Raw genomic sequence first — 14,483 nt, 5'->3', positions numbered from 1 at the left:
CGCGTATCTCAAGGCCACGCTCGAAGCGATCGCCAACGGTCACCCTCAGTCCGCCATCGACGATCTGCTGCCCTGGAACTTCAAGCCGTCAAGCTGAAACGCCTCGTGGGCAGCAGACGCCGCTTACACACATCTTGCTCATGCAATCTATGATCCAGAAATGACGGACTTTTCCGTGCTGAGCTCGAGACTTCACTTGGTATGGGTGCGTGCCGTATGCGGTAAGCTTGAGACTCGGATCCGGTATGCAAGCAACTCAGGCTGGAACACCTTCCCCGTCCCCAAGCTGACCGAAAAGAACCGCGCCGACCTGACAGCGGCAGCGGAAGGCATCCTTCTGGCCCGCGAGGCGCATTTTCCCGCCACCATCGCCGACCTCTACGATCCCGAGAAAATGCCCGCCAACCTCCGCGCCGCGCATGACCACAACGACGAGGTTCTGGAACGCATCTACATCGGCCGCCGCTTCCGCAACGACACCGAACGGCTGGAAAAACTGTTCGAGATGTACACGAAGATGACGACCAAGGTGAGCGCATGAAGCTGCAGCGCGTTGCCTATGCCGATCTCAACTCACGGCAGAAAGAGAACTACAACTTCCAGAAGGTTGCCGGGCGGCTGGCCGATTACGGCTTCAACAGCATCCGCCTGACCGATGACTGGCAGGGCGCGGATTTCATCGCCGTGCATATCGACGGCGAAACCTTTCTGAAGGTTCAGCTCAAGGGCCGGCTTGTCATCGACCGGAAATACTCGGGTAAGGGCATTCACATCGCCTTTCTTCATGGCGACGATCTCTATCTCTATGATCACGATGCCCTGGTCGGCTTCATGGAAGCGAATGACAAGATCGGCGCGGACAGCGTCACCTGGCATCAGAAGGGCTTTCGTAGTTGGCCAAGCCCGCCGGCCTGGGCCATCAGCTATTTGAACGAGTACAGGATTTCGCAATGACCAAAGGTGTTCCCTCCGTCTCCGTCAAATACGCCGCCAACGGCAGCTCGACCAAGTCGAACGAGCTGGGCATGCGCGCGATGCAGGAGCGCGCCTATGAAAAGCGGGGCGAGCAATACCTGCTGATCAAGTCGCCACCCGCCTCGGGCAAGAGCCGCGCGCTGATGTTCATCGCGCTCGACAAGCTGCACAATCAGGGCCTGCGTCAGGCCATCGTCGTGGTGCCGGAAAAGTCCATCGGGTCCAGCTTCAATGACGAACCGCTCAGCAAACATGGCTTCTGGGCCGACTGGACGGTTCAGCCGCAATGGAACCTCTGCAATGCGCCCGGTGGCGATGACGGCAAGGTCGGCGCCGTGGGCAAGTTCCTGGCGAGCGACGACAAGGTGCTGGTCTGCACCCACGCGACCTTCCGCTTCGCCGTCGACAAGTTCGGGATCGAGGTCTTCGACGATCGATTGATCGCGGTGGACGAATTCCACCACGTCTCGGCCAACCCCGACAACAAGCTGGGCACGCATCTGGGCGCGCTGGTCGCCCGCGACAAGGTGCATCTGGTGGCGATGACCGGATCGTACTTCCGCGGTGATGCCGAGGCCGTTCTGTCGCCCGAGGACGAGGCGCGGTTCGACACAGTCACCTATACCTATTACGAGCAGCTGAATGGCTACAAATACCTGAAGTCGCTCGACATCGGGTATTTCTTCTATTCCGGGTCCTATGCGGACGACATCCTCAAGGTGCTGGACCCGACTGAGAAGACGATCCTGCACATCCCGAACGTGAACTCGCGCGAGAGCACCAAGGACAAGCACCGCGAGGTCGAGCACATCATCGACGCCTTGGGTGACTGGCAAGGAACCGACCCCGCCACCGGGTTTCAGCTGGTCAAGACGCCCGTGGGGCGGGTGCTGCGCATCGCCGATCTGGTGGATGATGAGCCCGCCAAGCGTGACAAGGTATCCGCCGCTCTGAAGGACCCGGCGCAAAAGAACAACCGCGACCATGTCGACATCATCATCGCCCTGGGGATGGCGAAGGAAGGGTTCGACTGGATCTGGTGCGAACACGCCCTGACAGTCGGTTATCGCGCCAGCCTGACGGAAATCGTGCAGATCATCGGCCGCGCCACCCGCGATGCCGAGGGCAAGACGCGTGCGCGTTTCACCAACCTGATCGCTGAACCGGACGCCGCGGCCGAGGCCGTGACCGAGGCGGTCAACGACACGCTGAAAGCGATCGCTGCGAGCCTGCTGATGGAGCAGGTGTTGGCCCCGCGTTTCAACTTCACGCCCAAGACCGCGAAAAGCGGCCCTCTAGAAGGGTTCGATTACGGCGAGGGCGGCTATGATCCCAACAAGGAAAATGTCGGCTTCAACGAGGCCAGCGGGCAGTTCCAGATCGAGATCAAGGGCCTGGTCGAACCCAAGAGCAAGGAAGCCAAGCGCATCTGCCAGGAAGACCTCAACGAGGTGATCACCGCTTTCGTTCAAGACAAGACCACGATCGAACGCGGGCTCTTCGATGAGGAGTTGGTGCCTGAGGAACTCACGCAGGTTCGCATGGGCAAGATCGTCGGAGCAAAGTTCCCGGAGCTCAACGCCGAGGATCAGGAAGCCGTGCGCCAGCATGCGGTGGCTGCGCTGAACCTGACCCAGAAGGCGAAGGAGATCGCTCTGTCGAGCGGCGATGACATGCAGACTACGGGAAACACCGCGCTGATCGACGGGGTGCGCAAATTCGCGATGGATGTGCGTGAGCTGGACATCGACTTGATCGACCGGATCAACCCTTTCGGCGAAGCCTATTCGATCCTGGCAAAGACGATGAGCGAGGAGAGCCTTCGGCAGGTTCAGGCCGTGATCTCGGCGAAGAAGGTGCAGCTGTCACCGGATGAGGCGCGCGATCTGGCGAAGCGCGCTGTGAAGTTCAAGCAGGAGCGGGGCCGTCTGCCTTCCATCACATCGCCTGATCCATGGGAGAAGAAAATGGCCGAAGGCGTGGCCTATCTCGCCCGTATGAAGCAGGAGGCTGCCAATGGCTAAGGGTTTCACCGACGAAGATGATGCCCTGCTTGCAGAGCTTGGCGTCGAGGTCGAGGTCAAGAAGCAGCTCAGCCGCACACCGCGCGAAGAACGCATCATCGCAGGCTTTGAAGAGATCCTTCGGTTTGTCGATGAATTCGGTCGCCCGCCACAGCACGGTGAAGACCGCGATATCTTCGAACGTCTCTATGCAGTGCGCCTCGATCGGATCCGCAACTTACAGGAATGCCGCGATCTCGTCGCGCCCTTTGACAAACACGAACTTCTGTCAGAGGGCCCGATGCTCGTAGCGACGGACACGGATGAGCTCGATGATGACGCGCTTCTGGCGGAACTGGGTGTGGCGGTTGATGCATCCCCACTTACCGAATTGAAGCATGTCCGCTCTACCGCTGAGAAAAAGGCCGCCGACGAGGTCGCCAACCGTGAAAAATGCGAAGATTTCTCAAAGTTCAAGCCATTGTTCGAGATGGTCCAAAAGGAACTGGACACCGGTTTGCGCGAAACGCGCCCTTTCGAGATGAAAGCGGAGATCGAGAAGGGCCGCTTTTTCATCGTCGGCGGTCAGAAAGCCTATGTTGCTGAAAAGGGTGAGACCATCACGAACGAGCAAGGTCGTACGGATGCTCGCCTTCGGGTCATTTTTGACAATGGCACCGAGAGCAACATGCTGATGCGCTCGCTCCAGCGCGCGTTGAACAAGGACGACGCCGGACGCCGGATCACTGACCCATCGGCAGGCCCACTTTTTTCGGATCAGACAATCGATGGCGATGAGGCGAGCGGGATCATCTATGTGCTTCGTAGCAAGTCAGATCATCCGCTCGTCACAGAAAACCGGGAACTGGTGCACAAGATCGGCGTCACCAATATGAGCGTCGAAAAGCGGATCGCCGGCGCGCATTTGCAACCGACATTCTTGATGGCGAATGTCGAGGTGATTGCGACATACGACCTCTACAACATCAACCGGTCCAAGCTGGAAAACCTGATCCACCGCATTTTCGAACCCGCACGGCTCGAAATCGAGATCATGGATCGCTTTGGCCGGCCTGTGGTCCCAAGAGAATGGTTCCTCGTACCCCTCTTTGTCATAAACGATGCTGTGGAGAAGATCAGGGACGGCACAATAACCAGCTATCGCTACGATCCCCACGCAGCCGAACTCAAACGGATTTCGGGGTAGGTTGGGCGATGGATCGGGACAGTCACACGCGTCGAGGGAAATGGTCAGAGGCAGGCGTCCCGAAAAAAGGCTGGACCTGTGTCGGGGTCGAAGACTTGGAAGAGCCCAGCCAACTCTGCGAGATGTGTGAAAGCGCCGAAATCCGGTATGCTCATATCATGGAGCATCCAGACTATCCCGGTTCGCTTCAAGTCGGCTGTGTTTGTGCTGAGCACATGGAAGAGGACTACAAGCGGCCCCGGGAGCGGGAGAAGCGTCTCAGAAATTCCGCACGCCGCCGTGCTGCATGGCCTTCTCGAAAATGGCGCACATCCAGACAAGGCAACCTTTACATCAACACAGACGGGTTCAATCTTACGGTGTATCGGGCAGGCGCCGGATGGTCAGTGCGTGTCCTGAGAAGGGCATCGGGAGCCGCTCAGATTGGCAGGAAGGCATATTCAACTGAAAGCGATGCAAAGCTTGCCGCCTTCAATGCGCTTCTTTGGGCGAAGGATCACCTATAGCCATGCCCTTCCCGCTATCGCCCCAGAGCATTGACGCCATCGCCGACATTATCAGCGGCGGTGGGGGCAATGACACGACGCCTCCCATAGGGATCTATCGCAGCGGGCCGAAGATCGAGAAATTCATGCGCGCCTGCAATGTGGCCTTCACGGTGAATGGCTCCCGCGTGCCGTCATTGGTGCAGTGCCTTATCAATCTCAACAATGGCTTCGAAGCCGATCAAGCGCTCCCGAGGATCATCGAGGCTGCCGCTGACCCCCGCGACTTTATCCATGAGCCCGAGCGCCATATCGCCGTGCTCGATCATCTTAACCGCGCGCTGCGCTTCGACGGCTTCGAGGTTCAGCAGCAGGGCGGGCGGATGCGGCTTGTCGAGGCGGGCAAGAATGTCCCTGTCCTGGCGGAGCTTGCCGGGCTGTCCGAGGTGATCGACTTCGACACGGTGAGCCGCGATCTGGACCGCGCCCTCGCCAGTAGCCAGACCGACCCCGAGGATGCCGTCACCGCCGCGTGCAGCACGGTCGAGAGCGTGTGCCGGTCGATCCTCATCGAGCTGGGGTTACCGCTCCCTGCCAAGAAGGACGTACAGGGGCTCTACAATGCCGTGAAGCAGCCGCTTGGTCTGTCCCCTGACCGCTCCGACATCGACCCCTTGATCGCGAATGATGTGCGACAAATCCTTTCCGGCCTAGCCACGGTCATCGGTGGGGTAGGGGCTCTTCGCACCCATGGCGGGGACGCCCACGGCCGCGAGAAGGGCTATGCCCGTATTGACGCGCGGATTGCCCGTTTGTCGATCCATGCCGCGAGTACGGCCGCTCTCTTCCTCATCGAAACCTGGCAACGGAAATTTCCTGCCCGCCCGCTTCCAAAAGTCGACGATCCAGCAGGGTAACGGCCAGTTTCATCCTGTCAGTAGCACCGGTTTTGGCCGGTCTTTTCTTCCTCGTTTTTGAAGGCGGCTGAATGTCCCCGCGCTTGTGTCCCAACTGAGCCCCAAGTGATGGCGACCGAATAGGCCGCCTCTTTACGCCCTTCCCGGCACGGAGGAGAGCGCCGTGCCAATGGAAGACTCCAAGTTGCCCTGCCAACATGCTATATTTAGGTTGGAGCGAACGGTACGCTACAAGATGTTCTGAGGTTGCGAGATGTTTGAAGAGACACAACGATTTTTGCGGAGCCTCGATGGCGGCGGCCAAGTCCCGGTCCTCATTGAGGACGACGAGGAAGGCTACTTTGACCGTGAATGCCCATCGGATGAATGCCTTTTCCAGTTCAAGATGCTCAGCGAAGATTGGCATAAGGCCAAGGAAGCAGAGCGGCTTCACTGTCCCGCCTGCGGCCATACCGATCACAGCGACCGTTGGTGGACGCAGCAGCAGGTCGAGCACGCCAAGACCGCTGCCATCGCGCAGTTCAAAGCACAGTTCAGCAAGGCGCTCAAAGCCGATTCCGCCCGGTTCAACCGGAGCAGGCCGCGCGGCGGCTTTATTTCGATGACGATGAAAGTGGATTCCCGGCCGCAGCATGTCATGCTGCCCCCAGCCGCCACCGACCCGATGGCGCTGAAGATCACCTGTCCGTCCTGTGCCTGCCGCTACGCAGTGATCGGGGCTGCGTATTTCTGCCCCGCCTGCGGGCATAGCGCTGCCGAGCAGGTCTTCGAGCAGACCATTGCAGGGATCAAGGCCACCCTTGGCGCGCTCGACCAGGTGCGCGCCGCAATGCCGGATCGGGACACCGCCGAAACCACCGTGCGCGTCGTGATCGAAAACGGCTTGCAAAACGCTGTCACCGCCTTTCAGCGTGTGGTCGAAGCTCTTTTTGTGGAGCTTCCCGCTCCGCCGAAGGCAAGGCGGAACGCATTCCAGAACCTTGCAGAGGGCAGTACCCTTTGGCAGCATGCGACGGGGCAGGGCTATGGTGCCCATCTCGACGCCCCTTCCTTCGACCAACTCGCGCGGGCGTTCCAGCAGCGCCATCTGCTTGCCCACCGACAGGGGCTTGTCGATGAGGAGTATATTGCCAAGAGCGGTGACACCCGCTATCGGCCCGGCCAGCGGCTTGTACTTCGCGCCGAAGGCGTCACCGAGGCCGTAGAGCTTGTCGAGAGGCTCGTTGCGGGTCTTCGGGATGATGCAAGCAGTGCCCGTTCAGGGCAGATGTCTTCACCGTAAATACTGGCAGAGGCGCGGCGCCACCACATGAGAAGGCCACCGGCCTCCAGTCTGCCCTTGCCGCTCCGAGAACCGTGCGCGTGCGTTCACGGATGATCGTTCCGTTGCCTCTTTGATCCCTCGCCGCAAAAGCTACGCCTTCAAAGGAGCCGCAGTACTGTGGCTCGGTAGGTTGGACGGGGGACTGAAAGAAAAGAAATTGGGCCGGTCGGAACGGGTCCCGTCCCAACGCATGAGTTATAGAAGCCCAGTCTATAACTCATGACGCGCAGAATTCGGCATGGCCTGCTGTGCGACCGGCACTCCGCACCGCCCTTGATTGCCTGGCCCGCAGTCAGATCATGCCTGTCAGGCGGCCTCGACCATCGGCTCGTAGCGCACGTCGGGCATGGCATCATTGAGCCAGGCAGGCTGCAGGTCGCCATTGTTCCATTGGTACAGGTAGCCCACCAGCGTGTCGGTCTTCTTGCAGAGGATGCGCATGATCGGTTCGGCCGTAAGCCGCGGAAAAGTGGTCACGATGTGCTCCTCTCAAACTGACCTCAGGACTTGTTAACAACGAGGCCGCAATATCGTTTTGAACGTCTTAGGGATGGGTTTCTGCAACTGCAAGATGAACTCGGCGGCCTCGGCAAGAACCCACCGACAAAAGGACAAGTTGTCTTTATAGTCAGGTTTCTGGCGTAACCTTTTCTGCATTCTGCGCTGCAGCGCGAACGGCGATCTCGTCCAGAAGTATGTCGATCTCTGCCCAAACACGGGGCTCCAACTGCCCGCGGATCAGGGTCCATTTGCTGAGCACGTCGAGCGGGTCGTGGGCGCGCAGGAGGGCGGTCAACGCAGGGGCATCGACCGCCAGCGAGGTGCGTGCGCGCCATTCGGTGATCCGTGTCCGCTGCTCTTCAGACGGTGGGACGAACTCGGACCCGAGCTCCCAGTTCTTGACCGCGCGGCGCATGGCGGCGCGGATGACATGTGCGGGATCGACGCCGCAGTCGATCAGGGCTTCCTCTTGCCGTTCCAGTGCATTCACCCGGATGTCGATCTTGCGCGTCTCCGGACTGCTTCGCGGGCGGGTGGGAGATACCATGACCGCAGGCGCCGTCCTCGCGCCCGTCTCCTGGCTGGGCTGAGACGCGGACGTAGGCGCTTTGCTTGGACGCTCGGCGACGTCATCTCCCATTGGCGCTGGTTCCACACTCGCAGGTTCTGGCATCACCTCCGCGAGCCGCACCTCTTCCCTTCCCGGGTCTTCTACCACCTCTGGCCGCAGGGATGCGGCATAAGCCGGGTCGGGCCGCGTGATTGTCGGGATCTTCTTCCTCACCGCCCCATCCTCACGCCGCGAGGATGTTGTTGAGGATGTCAGTCGCCTCTTCGAGCGCCTCGACCACATGGCGCACATGGGGGCGCATGAGGGGGTTCGGATCGGCCTGTTTCTGCAGCGCCACAGCGTGCAGGAGGCCCTTCTCGTCCATCTCCTTGTAGACGTTCCGGCGCATCATCACGGTCTCGACCACCGGGAACCGCGCGATCGCCGCTTCGATGAGCACAGCATCGGCACGGGTGGTCTTCGGGTCCACCATGTTCAGGACCACGTGGTGGCGGGGCAGGCTGTCGGGGTCATCGACGCGGGCGCGGAGTTTCTCGAACCAGTCGGCCGTCTGTGCACCGACATCGAGATCCGAGGTCGAGAGCATGACCGGTGTCACGATGTGATCGGCCAGAACGGCGATCCCGTCCGACCACTCGGCCCCGACGCCCGCGGTATCGATGAAGATGAAATCCGCCGAGTCCGCATCATAGACCTGCTCAATCCTGCGATCCACGGCCCCCACGCTTTCGACGGTCGCCGAACGCAGGAGCGGCGATCCCAGCCCCGCGGCTTCAGCCCGCTTGTGCCAGGTGCCGAGCACGCCGGTGCTGTCGGTATCGATCAGAAGGACGCGACGGCCAGCGGCAACGGCAGCGCTGATAAGGGCGCGCGAGAGCGTGGTCTTGCCACTCCCTCCCTTCCGGGCCATCGCAGCGATCACCACGAGATTGTCGTTCGGCATGGGTGCGGACCTCTCGCAATAATGGTGAAACGCAGCAAAGATGTTTGCGCGTCGCTAACTCCTGCGCGTGACGGCGTCAAGCAGAAGACGGGATACGGGCTGCCTCAGGCGGAACGCGGGGCGCATGGTGCATCGCGCGGGGGGCGGACGACACGCTGCACGCGGCGCCCGACGTTATCCGGTCTGCGCGATGCAGGCCCCAGATGACGTGCGACTTTCGACATGGCCCATTGTCCGTGTTGCAGAAAACGCGACGCATCCCGCACAGGACGTGTGCCATCCGGCACCACGCGCGATGCAGGCGGCACATGGCATCGGGCACTCGCCAGAAGACGTGCTGCAGGGCGCGCAAAACGCCCTCCAAAGGACGCGATGCGCGGTGCAGGGAACGCGGGACGCGTTGCATTGAGCGCGTTGCGCGCTGCATTTGCCAAAGGACGTCAAATCGGCCTGTCTGGCCGATTTTCTACATTGAGTACAAGCCCTTGGTGCCTTCTCCGCTTGTGCTGGGAGAAGGCGGGCTTGTACGAAGTTGGCAAGAAATAGGAACGTATACTTCACATGAGCAGCAGTCGCAGACTGACCGATCAGGAGCGCCGTCAGATCGTCCGGGAACGGGCGAAAGGCGTCTCGGTCAGTGCGATCAGTGCGACGCTGAAGGTCTCGCCCAAGACCGTCTACAACGTGCTGAGCCGGGGCCGTTCCGCCGCCTCGGCGAACGATAGTCGCACCCGCGTGCTGACCATGCGCGTCACCGACCGCGACCTTCGCGGCTTCGATGCGGCTCTCGCGCGGCGCGGCATTGCCCACCGGTCAGACGCCATGCGCTGCCTGATGCTGGCCGCCGACGATCTCCTGCGCCCGGATGAGGGCATGACGGATGAGCTGAAAGGGATGAGCGCGGCGCTGAACCGGGTCGGCAATAACGTCAACCAGGTCGCGCGCCGCCTGAACGAGGCAAAGCTCAAAGGGGAGCGGCTGCCCTATACCCCCGCCAGTCATGCTGAGATCCGTGACCTTGCGGTGCTCGTTTTCGACATGGCCGACCAGATCCAGGAGATGTTCCGCGCGCGGCGTCGCGAACTGGACCTCGAGGTCACCAAGGCCCTCGCCGGTCTGGTGCGGCAGGAAGCGGCGCAGGTGGCCGAGCATGGCGCGGAGTGAGGCGCGCGGCGTCGGGCCCGCCCTCTTCGATCGCGACTGGAGCCGGGTCTCAGGCAGTTGGCAGGGGCTTGCGAAGAAGGCGCAGATGGTTCGGGCGGCGCGCGGCTACTCGCCTGCCATCTTCAAGCCTATCTCCAAGGGAGGGTGCCACACGGGCGCCCAGCTCAAGGCCCAGCTGACCTATCTCACCACCAAGTCGAGCCACATCCTCGACAGTCGCGGCACCCATGATGGTAAGAAGACCCTAACCGAGGCCGAGATCGACCGGGTCGTGCGGCGCTTCGAGAACCAATGGGGCGAGCGGCACAGTCCGAAACTCGGCCATACCTCGCATCTTCTGATGGCTTTTCCCGTCGGCACGAGCGGCGAGGAGGTCCACGCGATCACGGAATCCGTCTGCGAGAAGTTCTTTCAAGGTGAGGGGTCGCAATTCGACTATATTGCTGCAATACACCAAGATCGCGCGCATCCACATGCGCATATCGTTCTGAACCGCCGCAGCAAGGATGGCGAAATGTTCTTTCTCAGGAAGGATCACCACTTCAACTACGACGCCTTCCGGGTGGCGATGGTCGAGGCGGCGCAGGTCCACGGGATCCGGCTCGAGGCGACACGGCGTCTTGACCGGGGGGTCACGACCTACCGCGCCGAGATCGACGAGGTCTACAAGGCCCGTGACGAGGGCCGCCCGCCGGTCGAGCGCCAGCGCACGGGGGCCGATCTGGCCGCAGCCCTGGAAACGGTGGCGCGCAATGCGCTGACCTATCGCGGCCTGGCGGCTGAGGCGTCCCGGTCGAACTTCGACGACGTCGCCGAGGCGCTCGAGCGGGCCAGCACCATCCTTGCCAGTGGCGGTCAGATCCAATCTGACGGAGCCATCTACATGTCCCAAGACGAAACAGCGTTCGACACGCTGATCACTGAGTTTTCCCAGAACATCCGTCAGATCGAGGCGGCGATCGACCGGGCGCCCGCGGCCGCGCGACCGGAGATCGAGCGTAAGCTCACCGATGTGCTGGCATCGGTCGCGCATCTCAATCCGCTCGGGGACCGCTCGGCCACGCTCCTCGATGCACCATCCCGAGGCGGCGTCTATGCGCGGGCCAACATGCGCGAGGACCAGCTGGGGCGGCTCGACGATGATGCGGTGAAGGCGCGTCTCAGCGAGGCGCTGCAGGGCACGGGCATCGATCCCGAGGCAGTTGCTGCCCGCATGCGCGAGGGTGCAGGCAATGCCGCTCTCGAAAGGCAATGGTTGGCGCAGGATCTGCGCGCCATCGCCAAGGCGGGCGATCTCGATCTGGAGAAGGGCGAGGACCGCGAGGAAGCACTGGACCGGTTGGAAGCCGTCCATGTCCGTCTGGGCGACACCCTTACCGATGCGCGCATTCTGCGGGCCATCGATGATGTGGATGAGACCGAAGGTGACCCGGTTGCCTTGGCGGAACGGGTGACGCTGCCGGAGCGCGAGCGCACGGCGGGCGAGCCGGACATTTTCGCCCCGTCCGAGCGCCGGGATTTCCAGGAGCTCGTCGCCCAATTCCGCCGGACAGACTTCGACCACCCCTTCTCGGACGACCCTTCCGTGCGCCGAGCCGGTGCCGTCGAGGTCGAAGAGGCCCGCGCCGCCTTCAACGCCTTCGCGCAGCGGTCGCCCGATCATGCCGAACTGGCCTCGATGGCGTGGGACAAGATTACTGACAGCCGCAAGCCGCAGGAGTTCGCCGTCGACGAAAAGGACCGCACGCTCCATGCCGGGGACATGGACCTCGCGCTGCGCGATCCCATGCAGCATCTCGGGCCGATCACCGAAGACGACCGCATCCTGGCGCGTTACCGCGCCGAGATGCCGGACGAGGAGTTCGGGGCGGCGGTGCAGGAGGAAATAAACCGCCTGCGTGCCATGGGGGCATCACGCGCCTATATCAGCGAGCGGAGCTTCGACATCGAGGATCAGGCGCGACAGGACTACGCCGAACGGCGCTTCATGGCCGAGACCGCCCCTGATGTGATGACCTTCCTGCAGCGGGCAGAGGCCGAGGACGTGAAACCGCTCAGCGAGACGGATGGGCAGCGCCTCGTCGCCCAGATCGACCGTAACCTCACGCCGAACGCGGTGACCGCGCTGCGCGCGGGCCACGCCGATGTGCTGGAGAAATTCACCGAGCATCCGCTGCGGCAGCTGGAACTCGCGAAGGCCTATCTCGAAAGCAGCGAGGTGACTGCCCATGGCCCCGCTATGGAGCGGGTGCTGGATGCTTTGGCCGAGGAGCAGATCGAGGCGCAGCGCGCGCGCCATGCCGCAGCGCATTGCGAGAAGGGGATCACCCATGGATAAGGGGAAGATCGCGGGCGGGATCCTGAGCCTGACGCTGGTTGGCCTCGCCATCGGCTATGCCGTGGCTACGGGCTACCTGACCATCCGCTATGGCCTGTCGACGAACGCCTTCGACGTCACCCTGCTTGCGCGCGAGTACCGAGCCCTCGGCACCAGCGCACCGCGGGACTTCCTCTGGGTAAATCTGATCCTCGCAGGCTTCGGCATCGCCGCGCTGATGCTGAGCGTCACGCTTCTCGGCGATGCGCTTACGCGCTTCGGCACCACGCATTGGCAGACCCGTGGCGAGATGAAGCGCAACGGCTTCTTCGCCAAGCCGGGCGGCGGCTTCCTTCTCGGTAAGCTCGGCCCCCCGAAATCACGACGCCCCTTCCTTGTGTCAAAAACCTTCCCGCATGCGCTGATCGTGGCGCCCACGGGTCGGGGCAAGGGGGTGGGTTTCGTGATCCCGAACCTGCTCACCTACAAAGGCTCGGCCGTGGTGCTTGACGTGAAGGGCGAGAACTTCCGGGAGACCTCGCGCTTCCGTGCCGGCATGGGCGACAAAGTGTTCCGGTTCGCACCGACCGACTGGGACCGCCCGACGCATCGCTATAACCCGCTGGCGCGCATCGCCGCCATGACCAACCCTGACCGGCAGCAGATGGAGCTGAAGCTCACCGCCAAGCTCTTCCTGCAGACCGACAACGAAAAGCTGAGCGGCCTCCTGGCAGGCGGCATCGATCTCTTTGTGGCGGCCGGCCTTCTGGCTTTCGAGCGCGGCGTGCCGACCATCGGCGAGATTTACCGCATCACCGCCTCGGGTGGCGACAAGCAGAAGGAGTACCTGAAGCGCGCGCATGAGGTGAAGAACAGGTCGGCCAAGCTGATCTTCGAGCGCATGGCCTCGACCAACAACGACACCCTGACCTCCTACCTGTCGCTTTTGATGACCTCGGGTCTCGACACCTGGGACAACCGTGCCATCGACGCAGCCACCGCGACCTCGGACTTCTCCTTCCGGGACATACGGCGTCGCCCTCACGCGATCTATCTCGTGGTCGAGTCCGAGATGATCCGCCCCCTGGCCCCGCTGATCAGGCTCTTCTTCTCGGACCTCATCGCCTCCCTGCAGGCGCAGGAGCCGGGCGACGATGAACCCTGGCCGGTGATGATCATGCTCGATGAATTCGACCGCCTCGGGAAAATGCCGATCGTGGCCGAGAGCATCAAGACGCTGCGCTCCTTTGGCGGCAACCTCGCCATCGTCACTCAGACGATCCCCGCGCTGGACGAGATCTATGGCGAGAACACCCGCCGGTCGTTGCAGGGCGGCGCGGGCGTGAAGCTCTACCTCACACCTTCCGAGCAGAAGACGATCGAGGAACTGAGCCAGGCTGTGGGGAAGACGACAAAGCGCGTGGTGACCCGGTCGCGTGCGGTCGGGCGCAACCCGTTCGAAGGGCGCAGTGTATCTGAGCGGACAGAGGACACGCCGCTCTTGACCGAGGACCAAGCCCGCCGAATGGACCTCGATGAGGTGATCCTTGTCATCGACGCGCAGATGCCGATCCGGGCGCGGCGGATCAAGTATTTCGAAGACCCAGCGCTGAAGGCGCTGCATGCGGGTCAGGCGGGGAGTCTCCCGTACCCAGATGAAGACGGACTGCGGCGGGATAGGCAGATGACCGAGACGCGCGAGACAGTGGAGAAGTTGAAGCAGGAACTGCAGGCGGTTAGGGCTGCTGCGGGAGCGCAGGGGTCTGGGACCGCGCCCTCGTCGATGACTGTTGAGCCACCTGCAACGGAGACGCAGGATCCGCAGCCAGCGCCATCAGGTCGGGCGCGCGGCCGAGCAGCACGCGCTGCGGCGGGTGGCGGTGGGTCCGGTCGATTGTCGTTCGATCTGGTTGGACTGGGGCTCAAGGAGGCAGACAGGACCCAACTTGCGGCGGCTGTGCAGACGACTCGGGCCATCATCGCGGGGTATACGTGATCGGCCCAAAGCCGCCGTTCAGCCATCCCTGAGTCGACGCCCGCTTCAAGCACTCTACCACGTCCGTTACGAAACTGGCT

The 14,483-nt window shown here is 62.2% G+C and carries 12 protein-coding genes and 1 pseudogene; 10 read left to right on the top strand and 3 right to left on the bottom strand.

All coding sequences use genetic code 11. From position 1 onward, the window contains the following. The 7 genes and pseudogenes from EAT49_RS20370 to EAT49_RS20335 all read left to right on the top strand — a co-directional run. Positions 1–97 (top strand): transposase domain-containing protein (locus EAT49_RS20370; protein WP_148078744.1); only part of this gene is annotated, 97 nt, incomplete at its 5' end. Then, positions 98–541, top strand: a pseudogene (locus EAT49_RS21845) (type IIL restriction-modification enzyme MmeI); the annotation flags it as partial. After that, positions 538–954 carry a hypothetical protein gene (locus EAT49_RS20360; RefSeq protein WP_123644145.1) on the top strand — a complete coding sequence of 139 codons (417 nt, stop codon included), beginning with the start codon at positions 538–540 and terminating at the stop codon, positions 952–954. The pseudogene EAT49_RS21845 and the gene EAT49_RS20360, both read left to right, overlap by 4 nt. Further along, the gene (locus EAT49_RS20355) at positions 951–2,999 is read left to right on the top strand and encodes a pseudomurein-binding repeat-containing protein (protein WP_123644144.1); all 2,049 of its coding nucleotides are present in this window, start codon (positions 951–953) and stop codon (positions 2,997–2,999) included. The genes EAT49_RS20360 and EAT49_RS20355 overlap by 4 nt, the downstream gene beginning before the upstream one ends. Further along, complete coding sequence (locus EAT49_RS20350) at positions 2,992–4,185, top strand: GIY-YIG nuclease family protein (protein ID WP_123644143.1); 1,194 nt, start codon at positions 2,992–2,994, stop codon at positions 4,183–4,185. Before EAT49_RS20355 ends, EAT49_RS20350 begins: the two co-directional genes overlap by 8 nt. A gap of 508 nt (positions 4,186–4,693) precedes the next feature. Then, positions 4,694–5,587 (top strand): abortive infection family protein, encoded by an 894-nt coding sequence (locus tag EAT49_RS20340; protein WP_123644141.1) that lies wholly within the window; start codon positions 4,694–4,696, stop codon positions 5,585–5,587. Positions 5,588–5,840: 253 nt separating this feature from the next. Next, entirely contained in the window at positions 5,841–6,869 is a 1,029-nt protein-coding gene (locus tag EAT49_RS20335) for a hypothetical protein (RefSeq protein WP_123644140.1), read from the top strand. 348 nt (positions 6,870–7,217) lie between these two features. On the opposite strand, the gene EAT49_RS21365 is transcribed toward EAT49_RS20335, so the two are convergent. From EAT49_RS21365 to EAT49_RS20325, 3 genes are all read right to left on the bottom strand, one after another. Next, complete coding sequence (locus EAT49_RS21365; RefSeq protein ID WP_157903864.1) at positions 7,218–7,388, bottom strand: hypothetical protein; 171 nt, start codon at positions 7,386–7,388, stop codon at positions 7,218–7,220. Positions 7,389–7,539: 151 nt separating this feature from the next. Then, on the bottom strand, positions 7,540–7,959 hold the full coding sequence (locus tag EAT49_RS21640) for a hypothetical protein (protein ID WP_246003929.1): 420 nt from the start codon (positions 7,957–7,959) through the stop codon (positions 7,540–7,542). Positions 7,960–8,206: 247 nt separating this feature from the next. Next, positions 8,207–8,926, bottom strand: a complete 720-nt coding sequence (locus tag EAT49_RS20325; RefSeq protein ID WP_123644138.1) for a ParA family protein — start codon at positions 8,924–8,926, stop codon at positions 8,207–8,209. A 561-nt stretch (positions 8,927–9,487) separates the two neighbouring features. Between EAT49_RS20325 and EAT49_RS20320 the strand changes: the two genes are divergently transcribed. From EAT49_RS20320 to EAT49_RS20310, 3 genes are read left to right on the top strand one after another with little or no spacing between them, the layout of a single operon-like run. Further along, entirely contained in the window at positions 9,488–10,090 is a 603-nt protein-coding gene (locus EAT49_RS20320) for a helix-turn-helix domain-containing protein (protein ID WP_123644137.1), read from the top strand. Continuing rightward, a complete protein-coding gene (locus EAT49_RS20315; protein ID WP_123644136.1) occupies positions 10,077–12,428 on the top strand; it encodes a relaxase/mobilization nuclease domain-containing protein in 2,352 nt (783 codons plus the stop codon). The genes EAT49_RS20320 and EAT49_RS20315 overlap by 14 nt, the downstream gene beginning before the upstream one ends. Beyond that, positions 12,421–14,403, top strand: coding sequence for a type IV secretory system conjugative DNA transfer family protein (locus tag EAT49_RS20310; protein WP_123644135.1), 1,983 nt, complete (start codon positions 12,421–12,423; stop codon positions 14,401–14,403). Before EAT49_RS20315 ends, EAT49_RS20310 begins: the two co-directional genes overlap by 8 nt. The last annotated feature ends 80 nt before the right edge of the window (positions 14,404–14,483 follow it).

Source organism: Histidinibacterium lentulum, assembly GCF_003789055.1.
Taxonomy (GTDB): Bacteria; Pseudomonadota; Alphaproteobacteria; order Rhodobacterales; family Rhodobacteraceae; genus Oceanicola; species Oceanicola lentulus.
The sequence above is the reverse complement of the archived record's forward strand: the minus strand, read 5'-3'. Positions and strand labels throughout refer to the sequence as shown.

Bases quoted from the DNA above. Each gene is read 5' to 3' on its own strand.
- EAT49_RS20360 (WP_123644145.1), top strand. From the start codon at position 538: ATGAAGCTGCAGCGCGTTGCCTATGCCGATCTCAACTCACGGCAGAAA.
- EAT49_RS20355 (WP_123644144.1), top strand. From the start codon at position 951: ATGACCAAAGGTGTTCCCTCCGTCTCCGTCAAATACGCCGCCAACGGC.
- EAT49_RS20340 (WP_123644141.1), top strand. From the start codon at position 4,694: ATGCCCTTCCCGCTATCGCCCCAGAGCATTGACGCCATCGCCGACATT.
- EAT49_RS20350 (WP_123644143.1), top strand. From the start codon at position 2,992: ATGGCTAAGGGTTTCACCGACGAAGATGATGCCCTGCTTGCAGAGCTT.
- EAT49_RS20310 (WP_123644135.1), top strand. From the start codon at position 12,421: ATGGATAAGGGGAAGATCGCGGGCGGGATCCTGAGCCTGACGCTGGTT.
- EAT49_RS20320 (WP_123644137.1), top strand. From the start codon at position 9,488: ATGAGCAGCAGTCGCAGACTGACCGATCAGGAGCGCCGTCAGATCGTC.
- EAT49_RS20325 (WP_123644138.1), bottom strand. From the start codon at position 8,926: ATGCCGAACGACAATCTCGTGGTGATCGCTGCGATGGCCCGGAAGGGA.
- EAT49_RS20315 (WP_123644136.1), top strand. From the start codon at position 10,077: ATGGCGCGGAGTGAGGCGCGCGGCGTCGGGCCCGCCCTCTTCGATCGC.
- EAT49_RS20335 (WP_123644140.1), top strand. From the start codon at position 5,841: ATGTTTGAAGAGACACAACGATTTTTGCGGAGCCTCGATGGCGGCGGC.
- EAT49_RS21640 (WP_246003929.1), bottom strand. From the start codon at position 7,959: ATGGTATCTCCCACCCGCCCGCGAAGCAGTCCGGAGACGCGCAAGATC.